Origin of the sequence: Tomitella biformata AHU 1821, assembly GCF_000524475.1 — a bacterium.
GTDB classification, from domain to species: domain Bacteria; phylum Actinomycetota; class Actinomycetes; order Mycobacteriales; family Mycobacteriaceae; genus Tomitella; species Tomitella biformata.
Genome location: NZ_BAVQ01000023.1, coordinates 47,835 through 73,346 on the forward strand (window position 1 = coordinate 47,835; position 25,512 = coordinate 73,346).

The 25,512-nt window shown below is 68.0% G+C and carries 21 protein-coding genes and 1 tRNA gene; 6 read left to right on the forward strand and 16 right to left on the reverse strand.

All coding sequences use genetic code 11. The features are described from left to right. Positions 1-128: 128 nt before the first annotated feature. On the reverse strand, positions 129-1,514 hold the full coding sequence (locus tag TBIF_RS09025; RefSeq protein ID WP_024794493.1) for a cystathionine beta-synthase: 1,386 nt from the start codon (positions 1,512-1,514) through the stop codon (positions 129-131). Positions 1,515-1,639: 125 nt separating this feature from the next. Between TBIF_RS09025 and TBIF_RS09030 the strand changes: the two genes are divergently transcribed. Together TBIF_RS09030 and TBIF_RS09035 are read left to right on the forward strand one after the other, a co-directional pair. After that, positions 1,640-2,662 (forward strand): SGNH/GDSL hydrolase family protein, encoded by a 1,023-nt coding sequence (locus TBIF_RS09030; RefSeq protein ID WP_024794494.1) that lies wholly within the window; start codon positions 1,640-1,642, stop codon positions 2,660-2,662. A 72-nt stretch (positions 2,663-2,734) separates the two neighbouring features. After that, positions 2,735-3,955 (forward strand): acetyl-CoA C-acetyltransferase, encoded by a 1,221-nt coding sequence (locus tag TBIF_RS09035; protein ID WP_024794495.1) that lies wholly within the window; start codon positions 2,735-2,737, stop codon positions 3,953-3,955. Positions 3,956-4,109: 154 nt separating this feature from the next. Here TBIF_RS09035 and TBIF_RS09040 read toward each other — a convergent pair whose 3' ends face one another. From TBIF_RS09040 to TBIF_RS09060, 5 genes are all read right to left on the reverse strand, one after another. Continuing rightward, positions 4,110-5,150 (reverse strand): IS3 family transposase, encoded by a 1,041-nt coding sequence (locus tag TBIF_RS09040; RefSeq protein WP_148302215.1) that lies wholly within the window; start codon positions 5,148-5,150, stop codon positions 4,110-4,112. Next, positions 5,147-5,605, reverse strand: a complete 459-nt coding sequence (locus tag TBIF_RS09045) for a hypothetical protein (protein WP_024794497.1) — start codon at positions 5,603-5,605, stop codon at positions 5,147-5,149. Before TBIF_RS09045 ends, TBIF_RS09040 begins: the two co-directional genes overlap by 4 nt. Positions 5,606-5,748: 143 nt before the next feature. Further along, positions 5,749-6,297, reverse strand: coding sequence for a hypothetical protein (locus TBIF_RS09050; protein ID WP_024794498.1), 549 nt, complete (start codon positions 6,295-6,297; stop codon positions 5,749-5,751). A gap of 44 nt (positions 6,298-6,341) precedes the next feature. Beyond that, positions 6,342-7,157 (reverse strand): ABC transporter ATP-binding protein, encoded by an 816-nt coding sequence (locus tag TBIF_RS09055; protein WP_024794499.1) that lies wholly within the window; start codon positions 7,155-7,157, stop codon positions 6,342-6,344. Then, positions 7,154-7,816: a FadR/GntR family transcriptional regulator gene (locus TBIF_RS09060; protein WP_038170524.1), complete on the reverse strand. Its 663-nt coding sequence runs from the start codon at positions 7,814-7,816 to the stop codon at positions 7,154-7,156. The genes TBIF_RS09055 and TBIF_RS09060 overlap by 4 nt, the downstream gene beginning before the upstream one ends. 204 nt (positions 7,817-8,020) lie before the next feature. On the opposite strand from TBIF_RS09060, the gene TBIF_RS09065 reads away from it, so the two are divergent. Beyond that, positions 8,021-9,805, forward strand: coding sequence for a 2-isopropylmalate synthase (locus TBIF_RS09065; RefSeq protein ID WP_439654227.1), 1,785 nt, complete (start codon positions 8,021-8,023; stop codon positions 9,803-9,805). An 80-nt stretch (positions 9,806-9,885) separates the two neighbouring features. On the opposite strand, the gene TBIF_RS09070 is transcribed toward TBIF_RS09065, so the two are convergent. Both TBIF_RS09070 and TBIF_RS09075 read right to left on the reverse strand, forming a co-directional pair. Continuing rightward, positions 9,886-10,746 (reverse strand): Bax inhibitor-1/YccA family protein, encoded by an 861-nt coding sequence (locus tag TBIF_RS09070; RefSeq protein WP_024794502.1) that lies wholly within the window; start codon positions 10,744-10,746, stop codon positions 9,886-9,888. Positions 10,747-10,948: 202 nt separating this feature from the next. Then, positions 10,949-13,273, reverse strand: coding sequence for an ATP-binding cassette domain-containing protein (locus tag TBIF_RS09075; protein WP_024794503.1), 2,325 nt, complete (start codon positions 13,271-13,273; stop codon positions 10,949-10,951). An 80-nt stretch (positions 13,274-13,353) separates the two neighbouring features. Here TBIF_RS09075 and TBIF_RS09080 point away from each other — a divergent pair, with 80 nt between their 5' ends. After that, positions 13,354-15,009, forward strand: coding sequence for a serine/threonine-protein kinase (locus tag TBIF_RS09080; RefSeq protein ID WP_024794504.1), 1,656 nt, complete (start codon positions 13,354-13,356; stop codon positions 15,007-15,009). 72 nt (positions 15,010-15,081) lie between these two features. On the opposite strand, the gene TBIF_RS09085 is transcribed toward TBIF_RS09080, so the two are convergent. From TBIF_RS09085 to TBIF_RS09120, 8 genes are all read right to left on the reverse strand, one after another. Next, positions 15,082-15,155: transfer RNA gene (locus TBIF_RS09085), tRNA-Leu, on the reverse strand. A 31-nt stretch (positions 15,156-15,186) separates the two neighbouring features. Then, entirely contained in the window at positions 15,187-16,137 is a 951-nt protein-coding gene (locus TBIF_RS09090; protein WP_024794505.1) for a Ppx/GppA phosphatase family protein, read from the reverse strand. After that, positions 16,134-16,739 carry a DUF501 domain-containing protein gene (locus TBIF_RS09095; RefSeq protein ID WP_051461441.1) on the reverse strand — a complete coding sequence of 202 codons (606 nt, stop codon included), beginning with the start codon at positions 16,737-16,739 and terminating at the stop codon, positions 16,134-16,136. Before TBIF_RS09095 ends, TBIF_RS09090 begins: the two co-directional genes overlap by 4 nt. Beyond that, the gene (locus tag TBIF_RS23300) at positions 16,740-17,273 is read right to left on the reverse strand and encodes an FtsB family cell division protein (RefSeq protein ID WP_051461442.1); all 534 of its coding nucleotides are present in this window, start codon (positions 17,271-17,273) and stop codon (positions 16,740-16,742) included. A 161-nt stretch (positions 17,274-17,434) separates the two neighbouring features. Next, positions 17,435-18,730 (reverse strand): phosphopyruvate hydratase, encoded by a 1,296-nt coding sequence (eno, locus tag TBIF_RS09105; RefSeq protein WP_024794508.1) that lies wholly within the window; start codon positions 18,728-18,730, stop codon positions 17,435-17,437. A 136-nt stretch (positions 18,731-18,866) separates the two neighbouring features. Continuing rightward, the gene (locus TBIF_RS09110) at positions 18,867-19,610 is read right to left on the reverse strand and encodes a lytic transglycosylase domain-containing protein (protein WP_307810583.1); all 744 of its coding nucleotides are present in this window, start codon (positions 19,608-19,610) and stop codon (positions 18,867-18,869) included. A gap of 225 nt (positions 19,611-19,835) precedes the next feature. Continuing rightward, positions 19,836-20,474 carry a hypothetical protein gene (locus tag TBIF_RS09115; RefSeq protein ID WP_038170526.1) on the reverse strand — a complete coding sequence of 213 codons (639 nt, stop codon included), beginning with the start codon at positions 20,472-20,474 and terminating at the stop codon, positions 19,836-19,838. An 840-nt stretch (positions 20,475-21,314) separates the two neighbouring features. Continuing rightward, complete coding sequence (locus TBIF_RS09120) at positions 21,315-22,127, reverse strand: hypothetical protein (protein WP_024794511.1); 813 nt, start codon at positions 22,125-22,127, stop codon at positions 21,315-21,317. A gap of 877 nt (positions 22,128-23,004) precedes the next feature. On the opposite strand from TBIF_RS09120, the gene TBIF_RS09125 reads away from it, so the two are divergent. Continuing rightward, entirely contained in the window at positions 23,005-23,937 is a 933-nt protein-coding gene (locus TBIF_RS09125; protein WP_024794512.1) for an EfeM/EfeO family lipoprotein, read from the forward strand. Continuing rightward, the gene (gene efeB, locus TBIF_RS09130) at positions 23,934-25,220 is read left to right on the forward strand and encodes an iron uptake transporter deferrochelatase/peroxidase subunit (protein ID WP_024794513.1); all 1,287 of its coding nucleotides are present in this window, start codon (positions 23,934-23,936) and stop codon (positions 25,218-25,220) included. Before TBIF_RS09125 ends, efeB begins: the two co-directional genes overlap by 4 nt. Positions 25,221-25,512 lie beyond the last annotated feature (292 nt).

Sequence of the window (25,512 nt, forward strand, 5' to 3'; positions counted from 1 at the left end):
CGGTGCCGCCGACATGGCGCTTCGCGATAGCGCGGGAAAGAGCCTCTTCGTGGAAGCCCCAGGCCGCGCACACTCTCGCGACCTGGGACTTTCACGAGACCCCTGCGCCAGGACAATCTCGGTCGTAGCTACGAGCCGTCGCTGATGAAGCCCAACAGGTCGTGACGGGTGATGACACCGACGGGCTTGCCGTCGTCGATCACCATCAGCGCGTCGATCTCGCCGAGGGCCTTCGTCGCGGCGTTGATGTGCTCGCCGGCGCCGATCTGCGGCAGCGGCTTGCCCATGTGCTGGGCAACGGAGTCCGCCAGCTGCGCGCGGCCCTCGAAGACGGCGCTGAGCAGCTCGCGCTCGGACACCGAGCCCGCCACCTCCCCGGCTGTGATGGGCGGCTCGGCCCCGACGACGGGCATCTGGGAGACGCCGTACTCGCGGAGGATCTCGATGGCGTCGCGCACGGTCTCGGACGGGTGGGTGTGCACCAGTGCGGGCAGCTCCCCGGACTTGCCGCGCAGCACGTCGCCGACGGTCGCGTCGTCCTCTTTGCCGTCGAGCGGGGTCCGCAGGAAGCCGTAAGAGGCCATCCACTTGTCGTTGAAGATCTTCGACAGGTAGCCGCGGCCGCCGTCGGGCAGCAGCGCCACGACGATGGCGTCGGGGCCCTCCCGGCGGGCGACCTCGAGCGCGGCGACGACGACCATGCCGCAGCTGCCGCCGACGAGGAGGCCCTCCTCGCGGGCGAGGCGACGGGTCATCTCGAAGGAGTCCGCGTCGGAGACGGCGATGATCTCGTTGGGGATCGCGGGGTCATAGGCCTTGGGCCAGAAGTCCTCGCCCACGCCCTCCACGAGGTACGGGCGGCCGGTGCCCCCGGAGTAGACGGAGCCCTCGGGGTCGACGCCGATGACCTTGACCTTGCCGTCGGAGACCTCTTTGAGATAGCGGCCGGTGCCGGAGATTGTGCCGCCGGTGCCAACGCCGGCGACGAAGTGCGTGACCTTGCCGTCGGTGTCGCGCCAGATCTCGGGGCCGGTGGTCTCGTAGTGGCTGAGCGGGCCTGCCATATTGGAGTACTGGTTGGGCTTCCAGCCGCCGGGGATCTCGGCAGCGAGCCGGTCGGAGACGTTGTAGTAGCTATCGGGGTGCTCCGGTGCCACGGCCGTCGGGCACACGACGACCTCCGCGCCGTAGGCCTTGAGGACGTCGCGCTTGTCCTCGCTGACCTTGTCCGGGCAGACGAAGACGCAGTGGTAACCGCGCTGCTGCGCCACGAGGGCGAGGCCGACGCCGGTGTTGCCGGATGTCGGCTCGACGATGGTGCCACCGGGCTTGAGCAGACCGGCCTTCTCGGCGTCGTCGATCATCTTGACGGCGATCCGGTCCTTCGAGCTGGCGCCGGGGTTGAGGTATTCCACCTTCGCCGCGACGATGCCCGAGATTCCCTCGGTGACCTTGTTGAGCTTGACCAGCGGTGTGTTGCCAATGAGATCGACAACGGAATTCGCGATGCGCATACCGCCATGCTTCCAGATGCCGGCCCGTGGGGCGATCGAAGGTCCGGCTCAGTCCCGGATTCCGGCCGAAATCCGGCGGCCGCCGCTAAGTTGGAACCTAACGCTCAGCGACGGGGGAGGTGCACATGATCGACCTCAGATCGCATGCGGCGGCCCTCGAGACCACCGCGAAGGTGGGTGCCGCGGCTGCCGGCTCGGGCGCGGCGACCTGGCTTGGCTACAACTATCTGCAGTACCAGGCCCGCGCCACTCGCCAGCGCATTGGCCGCCCCCACGCCCGGCCACTGCGGGCCGACGGCATCTACCTGGGGGAATCGCTCACACCGCAGCGGTACGGCCAGGCAGATCTGCACCTGATGGTTTTTGGCGACTCCACCGCGGCCGGCCTGGGCTGCGAGATCGCCGACGAGACCCCCGGCGTGCTGCTCGCGCGCGGGCTCGCCGCGGAGACCGGCAAGCGGGTGCGGCTCAGCACCAAGGCCATCGTCGGCGCCACCTCCCGCGGCCTCGAGAGCCAAGTCGACGCGATGTTCATCGCCGGGCCACCGCCGGACGCCGCCGTGATCCTGATCGGCGCCAACGACGTCACTTCGGCGCAGCCGCCGCGCACCGCCGCCGCCCGGGTGGGCGATGCCGTCGGGCGACTCGCCGGCAGCGGTGCGGCGGTCGTCGTGGGCACCTGCCCGGACCTAGGCGTCATCGCCGCGATCCCCCAGCCGCTGCGCTCGGTCACCCGCCGGTGGGGGTTGCTCCTAGCCCGGCTCCAGGGCGAGCAGACCCGCAAGGCCGGCGGCGTCGCCGTGCCGTTGGCGGATCTGCTGGCCCCCGAGTTCCTCGCGGCCCCCGACATGATGTTCTCCCCGGACCGCTTCCACCCGTCCGCAGCCGGCTACGCGCTCGCCGCGGAGCAGCTGCTGCCCGCGCTGTGCGACGCGCTGGGGCTCTGGCGCGGCGGCCCGATCGCGGAGCTCCCGACGGTGTCGGCGACGGCCGAGTCCATGCGCCCCATGGTGCGCGCCCGGCGGGCCCTCCACCACCTAGTGAGACGGCGCCAGGATACGGACGGATCCGCTCTGGTGCAGGCATTTCCGCTGGGTCCGGTCCCAGCGCAGGTGATCCTAGACGCCGCCGAACGCCAGCAAACGTGAATCCGGAATCAACCTGCGGACCGGGGCACGTAACGTGGGGGGCAACCCGCCCCACATATCTAAGGAGATTCCATGGCTGAGGCCGTAATTGTTTCCGCTGTACGCTCGCCGATCGGCCGCGCCGGCAAGGGCTCGCTCAAGGACATGCGTCCCGACGAGCTCGCCACGCAGATGGTCGCCGCCGCACTCGCCAAGGTGCCGAACCTGGACCCGCGCGAGATCGACGACCTGATGATGGGCTCGGGCCAGCCCGGTGGCCAGGCCGGCTTCAACATCGCGCGCGTCGTCGCCGTGAGCTTGGGCTACGACTACCTGCCCGGTGTCACCGTCAACCGCTACTGCTCCTCCTCGCTTCAGACCACCCGCATGGCGATGCACGCCATCCGCGCGGGCGAGGGCGACGTCTTCATCTCCGCCGGCGTCGAGTCGGTCTCGTCCTTCGGAGTCGGCAACGCCGACGGCTGGCCGAACTCCAAGAACACCGAGCGCTACGGCGAGGCCATGGCCCGCTCGGAGAAGGAAGCCGAGGGCGGCATCGCCTGGAGCGACCCCCGCGAGAAGGGCCTCATCCCCGACGTCTACCTCGGCATGGGCCAGACCGCTGAGAACGTCGCGTCCTTCACCGGCATCAGCCGCGAGGACCAGGACCGCTGGGGCGTCCGCAGCCAGAACCGCGCGGAGGAGGCCATCAACCGCGGCTTCTTCGCCAACGAGATCACCCCGATCACGCTGCCCGACGGCACCGTCGTGTCCACCGATGACGGCCCCCGCGCCGGCACCAGCTACGAGAAGATCAGCCAGCTCAAGCCGGTCTTCCGCCCGGACGGCACCGTCACCGCCGGCAACGCCTGCCCGCTGAACGATGGCGCGGCCGCGCTGATCATCATGTCCGACACCAAGGCGAAGGCCCTCGGCCTGACCCCGCTGGCGCGCATCGTCTCGACCGCCGCCACCGGCTTGTCCCCCGAGATCATGGGCCTGGGCCCGATCGAGGCCGTCAAGAAGGCCCTCGGCTACGCCAAGATGGGCGTCTCGGACATCGACCTGTTCGAGATCAACGAGGCGTTCGCCGTGCAGGTGCTGGGCTCCGCCCGCGCGCTGGACATCAACGAGGACAAGATCAACATCTCCGGTGGCGCGATCGCCCTCGGCCACCCGTTCGGCATGACCGGCGCGCGGATCACCAACACGCTGCTGAACAACCTGCGTGAGCAGGACAAGACGTTCGGCGTCGAGACCATGTGTGTCGGTGGCGGCCAGGGTATGGCGATGGTGCTCGAGCGCCTCAGCTGAGTCCCACCTGCACCTGATCTACCAGCTCCACCTGGCTTCACCGCACGGCGAAACGCCCGGCCTGGATCTTCCCGGCCGGGCGTTTCGCCGTCGGACCTCCATGTCTCCACGTTCGCTGTGGTTTTGAGGAGGAGCCGCGCCTGCATGGAATCTGTCAACCTGCCTGAGACAGTTCCGCCTCATGCATCACAGGTTTGACGTTGATGCCCGTCGGCCCCGGCAACGCCGGGGCCAACGGGCGCTGACGATAACGCTCAGGATGCACCGCATAGTCCACATCAAGCATCGCCTGCCGCTGAGCCTGAACCTCGACCACCGTGCCATCAAAGACCGCAGCCGGGGTGTACCAGTTCAGACCGCTATGCCGGTGCTCAGTCGCGTACTCCGACAAATACCAGCCCGTCCACTCGCGGGCGTGCTCGATGCCCGTGAACCGGTCCGGGCAGTGCAGGTCGTACTTGATCGTCTTGAACAACGCCTCCGAAAACGGGTTGTCCTCACTGACCCGCGGCCGCGAATACGACATCACCACGCCCCGAGCAACCAACGCGTCGACCAACGCGTGCGAGCGCATCGTGGCCCCATTATCGGAATGCACCACCTCCGGCGCCCCGTACTTCGCGATCGCCTCGGCGAACATCTCCACCGCCAGGTCGTCACTGGTGGTGTACTCGATCCTCCATGCCACCGGAAACCGCGAGAACACATCGATCACCAAATACAGCATGTACCGGTCCTGCCGGTTCGGTCCCCGAAACTCCGTCACGTCCCACGACCACATCTGCCCAGGCCGGGACGCATGGACAAACGGCTTGCGTCGCGAGGACGACCCGCAGCCGCCGCCCGAGCGGGCCCTGCGCCGGTCTCCGACCATGCCTTCCGCGTTGGCGACCCGGTAGAAGGTGCGCTCCGAGCACGCCACCAGAGCACGGTCGAACGCCCGCCAAAACACTTGCCCCACCGACAAACTCGCATATCGGTTCAAGCACAGCACGTCGAGGATGTCGTCTCGCTCGGCCTGTGTGAGAGCTGCCGGCTGATCACGGCCGGACTGCGGAATCGGCTCCGCCACCGGCACATAGTGTTGGTAGTCCCGTGTGATCCGGTAATAGGTCGAGCGGGCCAGACCCACCAAAACGCAGGATCGGGCGATCTTCGCGCCTTCCGCGAAGAGCGCGGTGACGGTCTCGATCAAGACAGTTTGCTGCTGCGCAGCCACCTCGTGTATTCGTCCGCGCTCATCAGCGCCGGCGGGATCAGCGCCTCGGTGTCCGTCTGCTCGCTCTGGGTGATCTCTTCCAAGAGCTCGTATGCTTTTCCCAGAATCTCCACCACAGCCTCGGACTGGGCGACCTTCTTCTCCAACTCCGCGATCCGCACGTTCTGCCGCGCGATCGTGGCCCTATCTCGGCTTGCCACTCTGGTCGGTGCCCTCTCCGCTGCGGCGACCGTGGCGACGGTGAACTCGCCCTGACGGTCCGCGTCGATCCAACGCATGGCCGTCGCCCGGTGCAGGTTGTATTGGCGCAGCAGCCGAACCTTTGCCCCTCGCTCATGGGCCTGGTGCCATTGTTTGACGAACTCGATCCGAAACGCGATCGGGAATCGTCGGTGTCCACCGGCTGTGCGGCCAATCTCCACATCGATCATTGCCTACTCCGCTTCCCCATGGAACCCTGACGGCTGTCTCACGATCAGCCTGACAGGATCCATGCAATCACGGCCCGGCCGTGCAACCGCGGCGGATGAGAGTGCTCGGGCGCGCGAAAATTCGAAGCACGGTGCCGGCCCGATCACACGCTCAGCACGGACAGCGCCTCCGCGAACGCGCCCTCCCGCCCAGGCAGGATCACTTTCTGGAAAAGCGTCAGCACACACTCGTCGATCTCGTCGGTGGCGGACAGCGCCCTGCGGGACACGGCGGTCGCGCGCAGTCCACGGGCCCGCGCGTATTTCGCCAGTGCCGTCCCGTCACGGAGGGCGGTCGCCTTACGGCCCGAAGAATGCTCGAGCCGGTAGCGCCGGCCGACGATCGACACCTCGCAGAGCTTGTTCTTCCGCCTGCTCGCATCGCGCTTCCCGTCCAGCACCTCCGCGCTGGTGCCATCGGGCAATCGCAGCAGCGCGGGCACGCCCTTCGTCAACGCCGGGCCGTATCTGTCGATCGCTTCGGCAGCCGTCTCCCGATTCAACCTGCTGAAATGCGCGGCGAATTCTTCCCCCTCCGCCGGGAACAACTCGCCACGCAGTGCCCCGGCCGGGTCGAAGATCGCAACTGCCGCCAGGTCCGGCGCGATGCGCACCGACCAGCCCGTGTCGGTGCGCCTTTGCCAGGAATGCATGGGTATGAGTGTTCCACCCGCCGCGGCGCCTAGTCAGCCCAGCCTCACGCTCCCGCATGGACCCGTGGCCGTGCCCGTGCGGACCAGCGGCCCGCGACCCGGCTGACGTCGATGGGGTGCTCGAACGCGTCGCTGATCTCGCGACTCGTGATCACCTCGTCGGCGGCGCCGCTCGCGGCCACTCGGCCGTGCGCGATGAGCAGCGCGTGCGTCGTGGAGCTGGGCAGCTCCTCCAGGTGGTGGGTGACCAGGATCGACGCCAGGTCGGGATGGGATGTGTCGAGCCCGTCGAGGGTCTCCATCAGGATCTCCCGGGCGGCCACGTCGAGCCCCGTGGACGGCTCGTCGAGCAGGAGTAGCCGCGGATCGGCGATGAGGGCCCGCGCGATCAGCGCCCGGCCCCGTTCGCCCTGCGACAGCGTCGGCCACCGTAGTTCCGCCTTGCCCTCCAGCCCCAGATCCGCGATCAACTCGTCTGCGCGGGCGACCTCCTGCGGGTTCGGCTGCCACCGGGGCGGCAGGTCGACACTGCCCCGCAGTCCGGTGAGCACCACCTCCCGGATCGTCAGCGGCGAGCGCAGGGGATGCCTGGGGTTCACGTGCCCGATACTGCGCCGCAGCACCTGCAAATCCACCCGGCCAAGCTGCTCGCCGAGCACCCGCACCGTGCCCGTGGTGGGGTGCGACTGCGCGCCGCAGAGCCCGAGGACCGTGGTCTTGCCGGCCCCGTTCGAGCCCAGCATGGCCCACCGCTCGCCCGCACGCACCGTCAGCGAGACCGCGTCCAACACGGTGCGGCCCTCGCGCACGAAGCTGACCGAGGACAGCTCGAGCACCGCCGGCCGCTGATCGCCGATCATGACAGGTCCACGATCAGCGCGGTCAGGTGTGTGCGGCTCACCGCTGCCGCCTCCTGCGCCTTGCCCGCCCGGATCGCGATCAGCAGATCCTCGTGGGCGCCGTGGTCCGCGTGGTCCGCGTCCTCGCGCACGACGGGACGCACCCGCAGCATCTCGACCATCGACCGTCGGACCCGCGGCACGAACGCGTCGAACATCTCCAAGAGGACCTCGTTGTGGGCGGCGACGACGACCGACCGGTGGAAGGCCGTGTCCGCGTCTACGAGCGCCTCGATCGAGGCGCCGCTCTCGGCCTCGGCGGCCCGGGCCGCGAGCGCCGCCCGCATGGCCCGGAGGTCCGCGGGTGTGCGACGCCGTGCCGCGTGCGCCGCGGCGTCGGCCTCGATCGCGGTGCGCGCCTCCAGCACGGCCACGATGTCCGCATCGCGCAGGATCGCATCCCAGTCCTCGACCACGTCCAGTGCGGTGACGAACACTCCGGCACCCTGTCTGCTATCGAGCATCCCGCTGCCTGCGAGTTGCGCGATCGCCTCGCGCACGGTCGAGCGACCGACGCCCAACTGTGCTGCGAGCGTCGTCTCACCGGGCAGCCGGTGTCCCAGCTGCCACTCGCCGGCACGTATGCGCTCGCGGAGCAGTTGCGCCGCCTGCTCCGCCATCGGACTCCGCCGAACCTGACCAACCACGGCTGCACCTGTCTACTTGTCTGAGGAGTTGAGTTGGTTTAGCGTAACAGCCGTGAGCCTGAGCCTTCTCCTCCTTCGCCGCCGCTGCGGGGCCTGATCGACCGGCACCCCGTTGCGGGCGCCCCGTCATGCCGGTCCCCAGCTCATTCCAGGACCTCAGCTCAGGAGCGCAGCCCGATGCCCAAAAACGCCATGCCACAGCACCCCACATCCTCCGCCCGCCCGGACCGGTGGAATCGCCAACAGCCGTCACCCATGCCCTCCCATCGCTATCGAGACGTGCACGCCCGCGTCGAAGTGCCCGCGTCGGACCGCCACTGGCCCAGCGCCCGCCTCGAGCACGCGCCGATCTGGGTGCCCGTCGACCTGCGGGACGGAAACCAGGCGCTCGCCGAGCCCATGGACCCCGCCCGCAAGCGCCGGCTCTTCGAGCTGATGGTGCAGATCGGCTATAAGGAGATCGAGGTCGGCTACCCCAGCGCCTCGCAGACCGACTATGACTTCGTCCGGCTCATCGCCGAGTCCGATATCGCCCCACCGGATGTGACGATCGTCGTGTTCACCCCCGCCCGACGCGACCTGATCGAGCGGACGGTCGCGTCGATCCGCGGCATCCGCAACCCGGTGGTCATCCACATGTACACCGCCACCGCCCCCGTCTGGCGGGGCGTGGTGCTGGGCCGGAGCCGCGGCGAGCTCGCGGCCCTGATCGATGCCGGAGCCCGGGATGTGCTGGAATTCGCCGGAGATCTGGACGGCGTGCGGTTCCAGTTCTCCCCCGAGGTGTTCAACCTGACCGAGCCGGACTTCGCCCTGGAGATCTGCGATGCCATCACCACGCGCTGGGACGCGACGCCGGACCGCCCGGTGATCCTCAACCTGCCGGCGACGGTCGAGGCCGCGACGCCCAATGTGTACGCCGACCAGATCGAGCACATGCACCGCAACCTCGCCCGCCGCGACGCAGTCATCCTCTCGGTGCATCCGCACAATGATCGGGGCACGGGCGTAGCCTGCGCGGAGCTGGCGATGCTCGCGGGAGCGCAACGGGTCGAGGGCTGTATCTTCGGCAACGGCGAGCGGACCGGCAACGTGGACATCGCGACGCTGGGGCTCAACCTGCACGCGCAGGGCATCGACCCGATGATCGACTTCTCGGACATCGACCACATCCGGCGCACCGTGGAGCACTGCACGCGACTGCCCGTCCACGACCGCCACCCGTACGTGGGCGACCTCGTGCACACGGCCTTCTCCGGCACCCATCAGGACGCGATCAAGAAGGGCTTCGCCGAGCATCAGGCCAGGGCGACCGCGACGGGCGTGCCCGCGGCAGACCTGGAGTGGCGGGTGCCGTATCTGCCGATCGACCCTGCGGACCTGGGCCGCAGCTACGACGCCGTCATCCGGGTGAACTCCCAGTCCGGCAAGGGCGGCATCGCCTACCTGTTGGAGTCCGAGTTCGGTCTGGCGCTGCCGCGGCGGCTGCAGATCGATCTCGCCCGCCACGTCCAGCTCCACACCGACGGCACCGGCGAGGAGGTCACCGCCCACGGGCTGCGGGCCATCTTCGACGCGGCCTACGCCCCGTCCGACCCCGCCCTTGCGCTCGCCGAGTGGGCCAGCGAGCGCGCGGACGACGGTGCCGAGCGCACCCGCCTCACCATCCTGGTCGGAGGGCGGGCCCACGACCGTCTCGTCGCCCACAGCACTGGTCCGGTGGACGCGCTGACTCAGACTCTGGGCACGCTCGGCCATCCCGTCGAGGTGCTGTCTCTGACTCTGCAATCGATCGGCCGGGGCAGCGCCGCAGACGCGGTGGCCTATCTCGAGTACGCCGCGCCGACCGGCCCGGAGTGGGCTGTGGGCACCGGCTCCTCCACGACCGGTGCCAGCCTCGCGGCTGTCATCTCGGCCGCGCGCAGGTCTGCGGGCGCCCGCGCGGTCGCCGGCGCCCACTGAGCGCCCGCGCAAGGGAAATACCGACAACAAAGGACCCGGACTCTGCGAGTCCGGGTCCTTTGGGTTGGAACGCTACAACGCTATCGGCTCTGGAAGTAGCTGAGCAGGCGCAGGATCTCGAGGTACAGCCAGACCAGCGTGACGGTCAGGCCGAAGGCCACCGACCACGCGGCCTTCTCGGGCACGCCGGCCGCGATCATCTTGTCGGCCTGGTCAAAGTCGATCAGGAAGCTCATCGCGGCGAGGCCGATGCAGACGAGGCTGAAGATGATGGCGATGGTGCCACCGTCTCGCAGGCCCAGGCCGCCGGGCGTGATGAAGCCGGCGACCAGGTTGACGACCATGAGCGCAAGCACACCGAACAGGGCGCCGACGATCATCTTCGTGAACTTGGGGGTGACGCGGATCGCGCCGGTCTTGTAGACCACCAGCATGCCGCCGAACACGCCGAAGGTGCCGACGACCGCCTGGATAATGATGTCGTTGCCAGGCGCCGTGCCACCGTTGAAGCTGAGGTTGGCGAACATGAACGAGATGGCGCCGAGGAACACGCCCTCCGCCGCGGCGTAGGCCAGCACGATGGCGGGGTTGTCCGTGCGCTTGGTGAAGATGGCGACCAGGGCAAGGACGAGACCAACAATCATGCCGCCCATCGAGAGCGGCACCATGAGCGATTCGTTGCCGTGCACCAAGACATACGAGATGACTGCCGTGATCGTCAGCACGCCGAGCGTCATCGCGGTCTTGGTGACGACGTCGTCGATGGTCATCGCACGCTGGTCACGCCCGGTCTTGAATGCCTCAGCCCCGGGCTGGCCGCCGTACTGCTGCTGGCCTACGCCCATCCGCTGGGCGCCCGCGACGCCACCGGCGGCGTTGCCACCGATCTTGGCGTACTCCTTGTCGAGATTCTTGAACACCGGGTTGCTGCTTTGACGCACCGTGTCCGTCCCTCCTGTGTTGGGCGCCGCGAGTTCACGCGGTGCCTGCCGGGTGAGTCCCGGCTCTATGTCCTGTCGGCTTGCAAGTTAAACGAGTAGACGCTGCATTCGGTTCCCAGAGACATTCAGTTGCCTGAACAGCATCTGTCGATACAGTCGCGCCGAGTCTACCCAGTGCAGTGACCAGGTGTTCGCAACCCGCTCAAACCCGGGCGACGGTCTTGAGTCTGCGTAGGGTCACCGCAGAGAACGCGGCGCTGAGGACGAGGAGCATCCCGATGGCGAGCACCCAAATGCCTGGCGCGCTCTGCCACAGCACATCCGGTTTCGTGGTCGCGACGTTGGCGCGCAGGTCCACCGTCGAGGCGCCAGCGGCGAAGCCCCAACGCGCCGGGAACAGCCAGGACAGCTGCTCCAGCCCCGCACGGCCGGTGACGGGGATCAGCCCTCCGCACATCACCAGCTGCGCCATCACGGCGACGACGAGCAGCGGCATCACCTGCTCCGCGGACTTTGCGAACGCGGACAGCATCAACCCGATGGTCACGCAGCAGGACGCCGTCACCGCGATCCCGACGAACAGCTCGAACGCGCCGGAGGGCAACAGCGCACTCGAGTCCGGCAGCCCCTTGCCCGCGAACACGATGGCCATCAGCACCAGCGACTGCAACACCGCGGCCCCGCAGAACACCGCCGTCTTCGCGCTCAGATAGGCCACCGGGCTGAGCCCCACCGCGCGCTCGCGCAGGTAGATGGACCGCTCCCCCACCAGGTCGCGGATGGACAGCGAGGAGCCCATGAAGGCCGCGCCCAGAATCAACAGCACCATGATCTGCATCGCCTCGGTCGGTGCGCCCTGCCCAGCCAGCCCGAAGCCCGCGTTGCCGGGGACCACCAGGGCCAGGATCCCCAGGACGAAGGGCAGCGCGGCCAGGAAGACGAGGTAGCCGCGGTCGGCCAGGATGAGCCGGACCTGCCGCCTGGCGATCGTCGAGAGCTGCCGGCCCGCGGCGATCGTCGGCGGCCGCCGGGGCGCGCCGGCCCGCGGGGGCGCAAGCGCTGGTCGCGGGCCGCGTCGGGCGCGGTAGGCGGCGAAGACGTCGTCGGGGAAGCTGCTCACCCGCACAAAAATGTCCGCCCAATCGGCCACTCCCAGGGTTTTCCCGATGTCCTTGGCACTGCCGAAATACGCCGTCTTTCCGCCCGGGGCGAGCAGTAGGACCTGATCGCACATGTCGAGGTGCGCGACGGAGTGGGTGACCACGATGACCACCCGGCCGGCATCCGCCAGCTCTCGCAGCATCACCATCACCTGGCGGTCGAGCGCGGGGTCCAGGCCCGACGTCGGCTCGTCCAGGATCAGCAGCGACGGACCGGTGAGCAGCTCGAGGGCCACCGAGGCACGCTTGCGCTGGCCGCCGGACAGCCGGTCAACCCGGGTGTCCGCGTGCCCTGTCAGGGAGAGCTCGCCGAGCACGCCGGCGACGGCCTGGTCGCGATCGGCCGGGGAGGTGTCGACGGGCAGACGGAGCTCGGCCGCATAGTTGAGGGCCTGGCGCACGGTGAGCTGGCGGTGCAGCACGTCGTCCTGCGGCACCAGCCCGATGCGCCCGCGCAGCGCCGGGAACTCCGCGTGCAGGTCGTGGCCCTCGAATAGCACCACGCCCTCGGTGGGGTTGCTCGAGCCGGAAATGACCCTCGCCAGCGTTGACTTGCCAGCCCCCGACGGGCCGATGAGCGCGGTGAGCGAGCCTGGCTCGGCATCGATGGTGACGTCCACCAGCAGTCGCTTGTTCTGCGCCACCGTGAAGCCGACGCCCATCAGGTGCAGCCCGCGGTCCCGGGCGCCGCGCTGAATCCGGTGGATCGCGCCGCCGGCGAAGAGCAGGTCCTCGTTGCCCACTGTGATCACGTCGCGGTCGTTCAACCGCGCCTGCCGGGTGGCCCAGCCGTTGACGAAGGTGCCGTTGGCGCTCTGCAGGTCCTGGAGCTCGACTCCCGCGGGCGTCGAGACGAGCCGGCAGTGCTGGCGCGAGACCAGCACGTCCGCCAGCACGATGTCGTTGCCGGGGATCCGGCCGATGGTCACCCCGCGGGTCGACACCGGTATCGCGCCGGTCAGCGTGACGGGGCCAGACCGGTCCGCCGGCGGCGAGTTGGGCGTCGCCATCGCGGTGACGTCCACCATCGGCATGGCCATCGGCGGGCCAACGGCCTGAGGTGTCACCGACAGCCTTAACAACGGTCCGGTGTGGGGATCGCCCAGGCGGATCTCAAGCTGCCGGTCCACCCGCACCGCGTCGACCACCCGCAGCCCACCGATGAAGGTGCCGTTGGTGCTGCCGGCGTCGGACAGCAGCCAACCGTCCCGCCACACCAGTTGCGCGTGGAATCGCGAGACCAGATGGTGGTCGACCACCACCTCGCGTGCCCCGTCCCGTCCGACGGTCACGGGACCCGACGGCTCGAAGCTCCGCTGAACTCCCCCCTTGGCGATCGTGATGTTGCGAATAATCGGCCAGTTCATGCCCGGATCGTATTGGAAACCCCAGCCGATCGTAGAATGGGCTCCTCCCCTGTAAAACGGCGTCTAGAGAATCGGAACCCATGGATCAGAGTTCTGCAGGCTCCCGTGTGGGCAGCGCGTTCGGCCCCTATCAGCTCCGGTCGCTGATCGGCAAGGGCGGGATGGGCGAGGTCTACGAGGCCTATGACACGGTCAAGGGCCGGACTGTCGCCCTGAAGCTGCTGGCTGAGAATCTCGCTCGCGACCCCTCCTATCAGGAGCGATTCCGCCTTGAGTCCCGTGCCGCCGCTCGTCTGCAGGAACCGCATGTGATCCCCATCCACGACTGGGGCGAGATCGACGGCGTGCTGTACATCGACATGCGTCTGGTCCATGGCCGCGATCTGCGGGCGGCCCTTCGCACGGACGGCCCGCTGTCGCCGGCCCAGGCGGTCGCGGTGATCGGGCAGATTGCGGCCGCGCTCGACGCCGCGCATGCCGACGGGCTGGTGCACCGCGACGTCAAGCCGGAGAACATCCTGGTCACCAACGACGGCTTCGCGTATCTGGTGGATTTCGGCATCGCCCACTCCAGCTCCGACGCGCAGCTCACCACGCAAGGGGCGGCCATCGGCTCCTACGCCTATATGGCCCCCGAGCGCTTCGATGTGGGTGCCGTCGACGGAGCGGCCGACACCTACTCGCTCACCTGCGTCCTGCACGAGTGCCTGACCGGCAACCAGCCCTTCCCCCGGGGAACCGTCAGCCAACTTATCAAGTCACACCTTCTCGCCGCACCGCCACTGCCCAGCCAAAAGCCCGGTGTCTCAACGTCATTCGACGGTGTTATCGCCCGCGGCATGGCCAAACAGCCTCAAGAGCGCTACCGCAGTGCTGGAGATTTCGCGCGCGCCGCATACGCGGCGCTGGGCCAACGCGAGCAGAGCGCGGCCGCCGCCATCGTCGAGCAGACCACCCAGAACACGACGGTGGGCCAGGTGGGCAATGTCGGAATATTCCAGCAGACCGCCGTCGGGCAGACTCTGCCGCCCGCCGGGTACGGCCCCCACTACGCCGACCCCCAGTACTCCGGCCCCCAGTTCTCCGGCCAGCCCTACCCCGGCCAGCCCCCCGCACGAAAATCCCCGATGATCCCGGTACTGCTGACATTGCTGGCTGTCCTCATAATCGGTCTGGGCGGGACGGTGGCGTGGGTGAGCCTGTCGAAGAACTCGGCCGTCGACGTCGCGAACACCGCCGACCAGGGAAACACCGGCGCTGTGGCCACCCCGACTTCGCCAGGCAGCCCATTGTCCGCGCAGGCCGCGCCCACCACCGACCAGCCCACCGCGACGGTCACCACCACGGTGCCGGCGCCGTCTGCGCGAACCACCGCGCCGACCAACCGCCCGTCCGCGGCCCGCAACATCGGTGTGTCCGGCGCCGACGGTCAGGGTTTCCTCAACAACCCGAACGCCCGGTGCAACGAGGCGAACCCCGCTGTGGCGGTCGCGCGAACCACCATGTCCTATGTCGTCGTCTGCGTCACCGGCGTCGGCCGCTACTACTACAAGGGTGTGCGCGCATCCGACAACGCCGCGATCGAGATCGATGATCCAGTGCCCAGCGGGTCCGGCTTCACCGCGGTGAGCAGCACCGGCACCACGTACCGGCTGGACTCCAGCTACCTCACGATGACCGGCAGCGGCGGTAGCGTCCTCGGCCAAGAGCCGGTGGTCGACTTCTACCACAGCTGAGAGACCTTGCCCGACGGCGCGTTCGGCGGCCGCGGGTCACCGGGTACGGGTCCCGAGCCGTGCCCTCATTTGTGCCCCCAGTCGGACTCGAACCGACACTTGGCGGATTTTAAGTCCGCTGCCTCTGCCAATTGGGCTATGGGGGCTGGGTGCCCGGGCTCACGGCCCGGGCCCGAATCACCGCCGGACGATCGACGCCGCGATGCCGTCCAGGATGTCATGTTCGCTGACCACGAGCTCGTCAACGCCGGCTCGCTCGGACAGGATCCGCGCGAGCGTCCGGGTGATGAGGGCGCCGCCGCCGATGACGTCGACGCGGCCGGGGTGCATGGGGCCGAGCGCGGCACGATCCTTGCGGCTCATCCCGATCAGCCGATCGCACACCTCGTTCAGCTGATCGAATGGGATGCGGGACAAGTGGATTCGGTCGGCCTGGTATTCATCGAGCCCGAGCGCGATGGCGGCGATCGTCGTCATGGTGCCGGCGACTCCGACCCAGCTGCGGGTCTGCTCGACGGGCACGGTCTCCAGCGCGACGGCGAGCCGCTCGGCAATGAACCGCTCGGCGGCGTCTATCTCGTCGGCCGTGGGCGGGTCGCTGGGCAGGCAGCGCTCGGTCACGCGGACGCAGCCGATGTTGGAAGACTTTGCAGCAGCCACCACGCCGCCGGAGCCCAGCACCAATTCCGTGGAGCCGCCGCCCAAATCCACCACGAGCACCGGGTCCGTGTCGGTGGAAAGGTCGCCGACGGCGCCGGCGAAGGACAACCGCGCCTCCTCGTCTCCGGTGATGACCTCGGCCTTGGCGCCGGCCACGATATCGCCGAGCACCTCCTGCGTCATGTAGAAGAACTCATCACGGTTCTCGGCGTCGCGGGTCGCGGAGGTGGCGACCATGCGGATCGCCGTCGCACCGTTGTCCCGGATGATCTGGGCGTACTCCTCGAGCGCGGTCCTGGTGCGCAGCAGCGCCTCCGGGACGAAGGCCCCGCGGGCGTCGACGTCCTGGCCCAGGCGCACGACGCGCATCTGGCGGTCGATGTCCGTCAGCCGGCCCGCGGCGTCGGCCTCCGCGACGAGCAGCCGGATCGAGTTGGTGCCGCAGTCGATGGCGGCGACGCGGGTCACGCGCTGTCCCCAGTCGCGGTCCCAGTATCCGACTCGGCCTCGTCGGCCGGCCGGAACTCGGCCAGCTCGGGCCAGTCTGCGGGCACCGCGGTGCCGCGCAACCCGGTGGCTGCGATGAGCGCGACCGCCTCGTCGCCGATGGGGTTCAGGCCCGGGCCCTTGGCGAGGGCATGCGCGGCGAGCACGTGGAGGCACTTGACCCGCTCCGGCATGCCGCCGCCGGTGAAGGTGGTGCCGAGGTCCTCGATCGCGTTGCGCTCGGCCAGGTACGACTCGTAGGCGACGAGGTACTGCGCGGCCAGGGGCGCGTCGTGCAGCAGGCGCTCGCTCATCCCTCGCATGATGCCGTCGGACTCCAGGCGTCCGATGGCGATGGTCAGTCTCGGATCGGTCAAGTAGTACAGGGTGGGGAACGGTGTGCCGTCGGGCAGGCGGGGCGCGGTCTTGACGACGCCCGGCGCCCCGTCGGGGCAGCGGAAGGCGATGGCCAGGACACCGCGGGGGGTGCGCCCGAGCTGGGTTTCGACGATCGCCAGGTCCGTCTCGCTAACGGGGCCGCTGGTCTGGCTCAACTGTTTGCCGCCTTCATTTCTCTCACTCATTCAGGGGGTGCTGCTGGGACCGGGGATGACATTCGGCACCGGGGGCGGCGGAGCGTTCTCATCCGGCAACGGTTGCGACACCGAGTCCCAGAGGTTTTTATACCAAGGGTGATCCGAATCATGTACGGCGGCAGCCTCTTCCTGCGGTGCGAACTGATTGCCGGGCAGCTCCACAATGTAGGGGGTCTCACCGCGGGTCACGAATCCCAGCCGCTCCCGCGCCTGGGCACGGACATAATCCGGGTCATCTAGCTGGGCCTTGCGTGCCTCGAGCACTTGCAGTTCGCTGGTGAGCATCGCATGCTCGGCGGCCACGCTGGCAGCCTCGCTGCGCATCTCGAAGAAGGTGCGCAGCGGCGCGGCCAAGGCCAGTCCGAGGAAGCACACCATCGTCACCACAATGACCACCCGGCGCGGCGACATGCCCTCGCCGCCATGGAAGCGCTCCAGGAACTTCGTCCACAGCGCCGGTGCCTCGAACTCGAATCCGCCGTGGCCCTTCTTGGACTCGGCGGCCCGCGGGGTCTGCACCACGCGGGTGCTCTGCCGCGCCTTGCCCGCCTCGCCGGCGGAGCGGGAGGAGGTAGGCGTGCGGCCCTGCTGCCCACGCGCGCGAGAGTCCCGAGCACGCTCTACGCGTCTCGGCTCTCTGCCGCCTGGGCTGCCCTCGGGCCGCCGCCTACCCCGCTCAGCCATCAGCTCTTGGCATCCCCCGCGTTGAAGCGCGGGAACGCGCCAGCGCCGGCGTAGCGGCCGGCGTCGCCGAGAGATTCCTCGATGCGCAGCAGCTGGTTGTACTTGGCGACGCGCTCGCTGCGGGCGGGCGCGCCGGTCTTGATCTGGCCGCAGTTGAGCGCGACGGCGAGGTCTGCGATCGTGGTGTCCTCGGTCTCGCCGGAGCGGTGGCTCATCATCGAGCGGTAGCCGCTGCGGTGCGCGAGGTCGACGGCGTCGATGGTCTCGGTGAGGGTGCCGATCTGGTTGACCTTGACCAGCAGCGCGTTGGCGGCGCCGAGGTCGATGCCCTTCTGCATGCGGACGGGGTTGGTGACGAACAGGTCGTCGCCCACGATCTGCAGCTTGTCGCCCAGGCGCTGCGTCAGCTCGACCCAGCCGGACCAGTCGTCCTGGCTGAGGGGGTCCTCGACGGAGACCATGGGGTATTCGGCGCTGAGCTTGACGTAGAAGTCGATGAGCTCGCTGGCGGACAGGGTCGCGCCCTCGAACGCGTAGCCCTTGCCGTCGGTGTGGAATTCGGTGGCCGCGACGTCGAGCGCGAGCGCCACGTCGGTGCCGAGCTTCAGCCCGGTCAGCGCGATGGCCTCGCTGATCAGGTCGAGGGCCTCCCGGGTGCCGGCGACATTGGGGGCGAAGCCGCCCTCATCGCCCAGCCCGGTGCCGAGGCCCTTCTTCTTGAGCACGGACTTGAGCGAGTGGTAGACCTCGGTGCCCCAGCGCAGGGACTCCTTGAAGGTCGGAGCGCCGATCGGGGCGACCATGAACTCCTGGACGTCCACGCCGGTGTCCGCGTGCGCGCCGCCGTTGAGGATGTTCATCATCGGCACCGGCAGCACGTGGGCGTTGGGGCCGCCGACGTAGCGGAACAGCTCCAGGCCCGAGGACTCCGCGCCGGCCTTCGCGATCGCGAGGGAGACGCCCAGCAGCGCGTTCGCGCCCAGGCGGGACTTGTCGGGGGTGCCGTCGGCGTCGATCAGCTCCTGGTCGACAACGCGCTGCTCCTCGGCGGAGATGCCGATGACGGCGGGCGCGAGCTCGGAGAGCACGGCCTCGACGGCCTTCTGCACGCCCTTGCCGTCGTAGCGGGAGCCGCCGTCGCGCAGCTCGACCGCCTCATGCTCGCCGGTGGACGCGCCGGAGGGCACTGCCGCCCGCGCGAAGGTGCCGTCGTCCAGCGCTACCTCGACCTCAACCGTGGGATTGCCACGGGAGTCCAAGATTTCACGGGCTCCGACCTGTTCGATGACCGCCACGGGTGCTCCTCGATCTTCTAGCTGCAACTAATTTCACTCCCGGGCCAACCCCGACAGCACTGCTCGTGCCGAGAGCCTATCGGTCCGGCCCCTGCACGTCGCGAAGGCACGCGCTAGAACGTTGCGGGAATTACATTCACGGCCGCAACCCCGCCGCGTACGCGTTGGCCCGGTGCTGGACATCCAACGCGTACTGCGTCGACATGTTGTAGGTGAACAGCGCTTTCGACCAGCCCTCCGCGGTGGTCATCGTATCCGTGCTGGCGCACAGATAGCGGGCCGTGGTCAGCGCCGCGTCGTCGATGCTGTCTGGGTCCGCCACGCCGTCGCCGTTCGCGTCGACCCCCCAGCGTTCCCACGTCTCGGGGATGAACTGCGTCGGGCCCAGGGCCCGGTCGTGGACGGCATCCCCGTCCAGGCGGCCGCCGTCGGTGTCCATAATCAGCGCCACGCCGGGACGGCCATCGAGGGCGATCCCCCGGATCGGCGGCGCGACGTTTCCATCTGGGCCGACCGACGCGCCGTTGTGGGTGCCATGCCCGCTCTCGACGGAGCCGATCCCGGCGATCGTCGTCCAGCCGACCCCGCACCCCGGGGCGGACTGGGCCAAGACGGCGGCCGCGAATCCGTAGGCCTCCAGCGCGGTCTGCGAGATCCGCAACTCGTCCGCGAGCGGCGCCGCCCAGTCCGCGAGTTGGTCGGCGCTGCGGTCCGGGGCCTCGATATCGATCGCCGGCAGCGCCGCGCCCAACGCGGGCGGGCTGAACGTCGGCACCTCGGGAGGCGGGGCCATCGCGCACGACGCGAGCGCAGAAGCCGCCACCGACAGCACCGCCACCGCCGAGATGAGCTGGACGCCGCGCGCCATGAGGTGAACCATGCGGGCCATTCTCCCCGGCCGTGCCCGGCCGCACTGGTCGGGGCGCGGCCGCACCAAAGCAGCGCTGTGCCCCTCCGAGATGTTCGTGTTCGCAGAGGGGCACAGCGCGTATTCGCCCGAAACGTATTTCGTGTCCCGAATTAACTACTGATCCGGGCCTGCGAGTTAGCTTATTGGATTCACACTAAGGCTCTTCCAATGCCATTCATCGGGCCAGATCATCGGTCAGGAACCGAATAGCATGCTCAGCGATCCGAGGGACCCAAAGGGCGAGCTATCGGAATCCGACCGAATGATCGGCTTCACGGGGAGCGGATCACCCGGGGTCGGGTATGTGGCTGGCGGGGCCGATTCCAAGATGTCACCTGCCGGGCTGTAGTGGATCCACCGAACTGAGGGACAATTATCGTTGCCGACCTTCGTCTGGCCCAAAATCACGTCGCCATCCTTGAACCCGATGACCACCTTCGCCTCATTTGTCACCATGTCAAACGACGGGTACCACCAGTGGTAAGCGGTGTTCAGTTTGGTTCCACCGTGCTCCGCGTCGTACGCATGGATCGCCGCAAGCTCCCCAGCTGGCGTCTTACCAGCTTTTCCAGGGTCGATGTAGGTGATACCGTCGAACGAGATACTGCTCCACTTAAGACCGCCGGAGATTTTCCCTCCCCAGCTGACTTCCCAACTCTGGGACGAGGGGAAGTAGTTGGCTGCGCACACGTAGTCAGCCTTGACATAAGGATCAGGCGCGGGCGCAAGCTCAAAGGGGTCCGCTGACGCCGGCACAGTCATCGCGACACCGACGAAGACGGCACCACTGACACTCAGTAACGCGCGGACAAGGCCTTTATTCGCATGATTCACTCCCAGGCTTTTCGTCGGATAGGTTATGTACCATTTTCAACTTGTCCGAACATATCACCCAGATAGCCGCAAATAGGGACCTTCAGCACATAATTGACTCAATTAGTAATTCGTTATTCAAACTAATATGTTGCAGACAAACGTCCAGTTAGTGCATGTCACGGAATGACCCCCGCTGCCGTAATGATCAAGTCAATCGTCCTGGAATCTGCACGGGCGGTTCCGTGTGGCATCGCGCCCTGATAGCGGCGCTACGGACCGGAGCCTCAAGGTCGTGGCCCGGTGTGCCGAGCCCACAGCGCGCGAGCCTCAACCTCGGAGCCTCAGGAGGCGGGACGGTCATGCAAGGGGAGCACAGCGACGAAGACCGCACCTTGCGCTACCCGCTCCGAAGCCCTCTTTCGGGTGCCCAAACGTAGTGCGCAACGGCCGGCACCTGCCCAAGCCAGTCCCGCCAGCCTTCTCGAACATGGCTGCGCACAAGCTCCGGCTCGGAGCCTGGATATCGATCGCCTGCAGTGCCGCGCCCAAGGCGAGCGAACTAAAGGTCAGCACCTCGGGGCGCGGAAACAGCGTGCTGGGCGCAGCTACCACCAGCAGCACACCGGATCCACCGCAGGCGACGCTCCGCGAGCATCCTGGCGACTGGTCGCTGTCCGGTTGTGGCACCTGCTGTGTGCGATGTCGGTGCGGATGCTGGCGGAGACTCCTTATATAGCCGCGGGGATCACCGCGCCAGGCTCGGACATGAGACTGGGCCCCAGCTTTACGCTGGGGCCCAGTCTCATTCATCAGAAGCTCAGCAAGGCCACGCGATCAGCGCAGATCTGCCGACACTTCTCAGGAGAGGCCGCCGAACAGGTTCGTCAGCGCCGCCAACGGGCTGGCCTGTGCGGGGACGGCCGCGGGGGCGACGAGCTCGAAGTCCGTGGTGGTGCAGCCGAAGACGAAGCCGTCAACCGCGACGCCCGTGGCAGCGTTCTCCTTGGTCTGCTGAACTCCGTACTCGATCAGCGTGGCATCCGGGTTCATCGCGATGATGTTCTTGAGGGTGGTGCGCTCATTGCGCGGCAGGGCCTCGCCATCACGGACACCCTCGACGCCACGGATATCCCGAGTCACCCAGTACTGGTCGCTATCCCCAGGCGTAGCCGTCAGCCACTTGCTGCCATCCCCATTTGCCGGCGTCCAGACGATGGTGGCGAAGCCATCACCCTCGGTGTCGTAGTTGGCACCCAGGATGCGCAGCTGCAGTGCGGGGGCTGCGCCGTCGGTCAGGTACGAGTACCCGATGTCGGTCAGCTTGCCCTGCGCGTCGACGAGGGTGGAAAGCTTGACGCCCGCGGCATTCTTGTACAGCGAGGTGCCCTTGTTCGACTGCTCGAAGGTGAGCGCGCCGGCTCCGAGCGGGCCGTCGGTGACCGCACCAATGGTGGCGGCAGTCTCATCGCCGGGGGTGCTCCAGCCATTCAGCTTGTCCGGCGTCGTGTACTCAACGGTGCTGCAGTCGCCCACGCCGCCGCCGCCGCCGCCGATCGAGCCGCTCAGGCTGCCGAGGTCCGGCGCAGCGCCAGCCGAAGTCGCCAGGCCCAGCACGAGCGCGCCGGAGAAGAAAGTGGACGCGGCAATGCCCGCAACCTTATTGAAACGCATCTTTCAAACCTTTCATCGCAGCCCCCCGAATCAGGTCGGCTGTCCAGTAATCGGCTGGCGCGATGAATTCGCTCCAGCCGGAAGCACCAGAAGGACATTAACAGCTTCCCCTCCCGGAAAAAAGCCTGCATGCTAGGTCCGGCCTAAAGGATGAGTGGGTGTCAACCGAATGGATGACATGCACGTTAATGGTTCCGGACTGCAAATTGTCGGGTCTGAGACCGCATATCTAGTCCATGCATGACGGCACGAGGAGCGCTCCCGCCTGCTCGGCACGCGAGGCAAGGCACCTCCCCGGCCTCACACTCAGCAACCCGAAACTCGCTAGATTCCTCTCCTACCACCGCATATGCGATACGGATGGCGTCGCATGCCGCGACGTGCAGACCCCACCGGTCCGCGCGACGGCTGGGCCTGCCTTCGCTTCACAGAGAGCGTGGAAGCGCTCGGTTATTCGGACCAAACCGGGAAACTAGTTGAATGCTGCACCAACATGAAAAACCTGAAAGCGGCCAACCACCCATACAATCATCTGCGACTAGGGCCGCTACGACTTCTCTCCGCAACCTACACCAATGCCCCCCTAATTAGTTATCTAAGTGAATAACTTTCACGAAAAGACGAACCGTCAGCCACCCAAAGGGGCAATATTCGAATACGATTGAAAGACATTCGAACGTCCAAGACCCACCTCCGACATACGCCTATGACATTGGCCACACCGGCGTCACGGGCCCACAATCGGGACGTAACTCCCCTTCGCGTCGCCAACGGCCAGGCCTTGCCGCCACCCCATCGCCGACTCGCGGCGGCACACTGTTAACTTTTATGCTCAGAGCCAAGCCTTGCCTTACCATCGGCACCTCAAGGAGCCCGCATGAACCGCACGCGCACGCTGTCCGTGACCACATTCCGCGTCGCCGCGGGCACTATCGGAGCCTTCGCGGTGCTGGCGGCCACCGTCGCCTGCAGCTCCGCGGACACCACAACGGCCACGGGGACCTCCAAGAGCGCCGCGACCAGCACAGCGGCGGTGGCCGATCCCGCGGCGTTCGCGGCGGTGCTCACCACCGGCGAGAATGCGTACGCGGAGTACATCCGCGTCCAGGTCGCCGAGCTGACCACCGGCGTCGACGCGCTCGCCGCAGCCATTGCCGCCGGCGATGTGGCCGCCGCGCAGCAGGCCTATGCCGACGCGCGCATCCCGTGGGAGCGCATCGAGCCGGTCGCGGAGTCCTTCACCGACGGCGAGGACAGCCTCGACGAGGCGATCGACGCGCGCGACGGGGATGTGGACGCCGCCGATTGGACGGGCTTCCACCCCATTGAGAAGGGCCTGTTCGAGGCGCAGTCCGTGGCTGGCCTTGCGCCGCTCGCCACAGGCCTGCAGGAGGACGTGGCGAAGCTCAGCGCGCTAGTCGCCAATCTCGAGTATGAGTCCGACGACATCGCCATGGGCGCCGGCGAACTGCTGAACGAGGTCTCGCAGACGAAGGTGCAGGGCGAGGAGGAGCGCTACTCGCGCATCGACCTGCTGGATATGCAGGCCAACGTCGAGGGCTCGGAGGCCGCGTACGCCACCATCGCCCCGGCCCTGGTGATGATCGACCCGGAACTCGCCGCGACCATCTCCGAGCGGTTCGCCGCGCTGCACGCCGCGTTGGACAAGCATCGCAGCCCCGGCACCGTCGGCGGCTTCATCCTGTTCCCCGAGCTGTCCACTGCCGACCAGCGTGAGCTCGCGGACGCTGTCACCGCCACCAAGGAGCCTCTCGCGGACGGGGCTGGCCAGGTCGCGGCGGCCCGATGAGTGGAGGCCCCAGATCCCAGGCCCCCAGCAGCCAGGGCCCCGCTAGCCAGGGCCGCGGCGTCAGCCGTCGGGGCTTCCTCGGCGGTCTCGGGCTGACCGGCGCCGGTCTAGCCGTCGGCGCGGCGGCCGGGGCATCCCTGAGCTCGAACGGGTCGGCCGACGAGAGCGCCGCTGTCACTGCCTTCCACGGCGACCGCCAAGCGGGCATCACCACGCCGGCCCAGCAGCGCATGATGTTCGGCGCCTTCGACGTCGCGGGCGCCGACAAGGCCCAACTGCGGGAGTTGTTGTCCCGGTGGAGCGCCGCGGCCGCGCTCATGACGCGCGGGCTGCCGGTGGGGCCCACCGAGGCCGCGCCGGGCAGTCCGCCCGTGGACACCGGCGAGGCCGTCGGCCTCGGGCCCGGCGGCCTGACGATCACCGTCGGTTTCGGGGCCTCCCTTTTCGACGGGCGATTCGGCCTCGCCGACCACCTGCCCGACGCGCTCGCGCCCCTGCCCCCTCTACCCGGGGACACCGTCCTAGATCCGGCGATCAGCGGCGGCGACCTGTGCGTGCAGGCTTGCGCCTCCGACCCGCAGGTCGCGTTCCACGTGCTGCGCAATTTCGCCCGCATGGGCCGCGGGACCGTGACGACGCGCTGGATGCAGGAGGGCTTCGGCCGCGCGTCGAGCACCTCCGCAGACCAGAAGACCCCGCGCAATCTGTTCGGCTTCAAGGACGGGACGAACAACACCAAGACCGACGACGAGTTCCGCGACTGGGTGTGGGTCGACGATTCCGCCGACCAGCCGTGGATGCAGGGCGGCAGCTATCTGGTCACCCGCAAGATCGCCATGAGCATCGAGACCTGGGACTCGGACGCCATCGCCGACCAAGAGCGCGTGTTCGGCCGGGTGAAGGGATCCGGCGCGCCGCTGGGGCACACGGGCGAGTTCGACGAGATCTCGCTGACTGCGCCCGGACCCGACGGCACGCCCGCCATCGATCCGAATTCCCATGTGGCCCTCGCCCACCCGGACAATAATGCCGGGGTCAAGCTGCTGCGGCGGTCCTATAATTATACCGGCGGGATCAACCCGGCCACCGGCCACCTCGACGCCGGACTGTTCTTCATCGCCTATCAGCGCGACCCGCACACGCAGTTCGCGGCACTGCAGCGCCAGCTCGGGCGCCGCGACAACCTCAATGAGTACATCAAGCACCTGTCCAGCTCGGTGTTCGCATGCCCGCCCGGCGTGCGCGGCGGGGGCGACTACTGGGGCAGCGAGCTGCTCGCCTAGTAGAAGGGTGGGCCCGACCCGACACGAAACCGTCGAACATCTCACATTGCCACTGGCGTCTGCCGGACGACGCGCGAATCTGTCAACGCGGCCCCTATGCAGAAAAACTCGATGTCGTGGTTGGCACCCGCGACCGTCGCCACGTCATTGGTGACCGCGGGCCGAAGGAACCAGCGCACTAGGTCCACTGGTTCGAAAGCCCAGCCAGCCAACCAGATTGCTGAACGCAATACTGGGTCCCAGCGCAATGCGCTGGGACCCAGTATCCGTCAGTGCCACTCAAGTGTGGTGG

Coding starts and splice junctions, on each gene's coding strand:
- TBIF_RS09025 (WP_024794493.1), bottom strand. CDS start 1,514: ATGCGCATCGCGAATTCCGTTGTCGATCTCATTGGCAACACACCGCTG.
- TBIF_RS09030 (WP_024794494.1), top strand. CDS start 1,640: ATGATCGACCTCAGATCGCATGCGGCGGCCCTCGAGACCACCGCGAAG.
- TBIF_RS09035 (WP_024794495.1), top strand. CDS start 2,735: ATGGCTGAGGCCGTAATTGTTTCCGCTGTACGCTCGCCGATCGGCCGC.
- TBIF_RS09045 (WP_024794497.1), bottom strand. CDS start 5,605: ATGATCGATGTGGAGATTGGCCGCACAGCCGGTGGACACCGACGATTC.
- TBIF_RS09050 (WP_024794498.1), bottom strand. CDS start 6,297: ATGCATTCCTGGCAAAGGCGCACCGACACGGGCTGGTCGGTGCGCATC.
- TBIF_RS09055 (WP_024794499.1), bottom strand. CDS start 7,157: ATGATCGGCGATCAGCGGCCGGCGGTGCTCGAGCTGTCCTCGGTCAGC.
- TBIF_RS09060 (WP_038170524.1), bottom strand. CDS start 7,816: ATGGCGGAGCAGGCGGCGCAACTGCTCCGCGAGCGCATACGTGCCGGC.
- TBIF_RS09065 (WP_439654227.1), top strand. CDS start 8,021: ATGCCCAAAAACGCCATGCCACAGCACCCCACATCCTCCGCCCGCCCG.
- TBIF_RS09075 (WP_024794503.1), bottom strand. CDS start 13,273: ATGAACTGGCCGATTATTCGCAACATCACGATCGCCAAGGGGGGAGTT.
- TBIF_RS09080 (WP_024794504.1), top strand. CDS start 13,354: ATGGATCAGAGTTCTGCAGGCTCCCGTGTGGGCAGCGCGTTCGGCCCC.
- TBIF_RS09095 (WP_051461441.1), bottom strand. CDS start 16,739: ATGAGTGAGAGAAATGAAGGCGGCAAACAGTTGAGCCAGACCAGCGGC.
- TBIF_RS09110 (WP_307810583.1), bottom strand. CDS start 19,610: ATGGTTCACCTCATGGCGCGCGGCGTCCAGCTCATCTCGGCGGTGGCG.
- TBIF_RS09120 (WP_024794511.1), bottom strand. CDS start 22,127: ATGCGTTTCAATAAGGTTGCGGGCATTGCCGCGTCCACTTTCTTCTCC.
- TBIF_RS09125 (WP_024794512.1), top strand. CDS start 23,005: ATGAACCGCACGCGCACGCTGTCCGTGACCACATTCCGCGTCGCCGCG.
- efeB (WP_024794513.1), top strand. CDS start 23,934: ATGAGTGGAGGCCCCAGATCCCAGGCCCCCAGCAGCCAGGGCCCCGCT.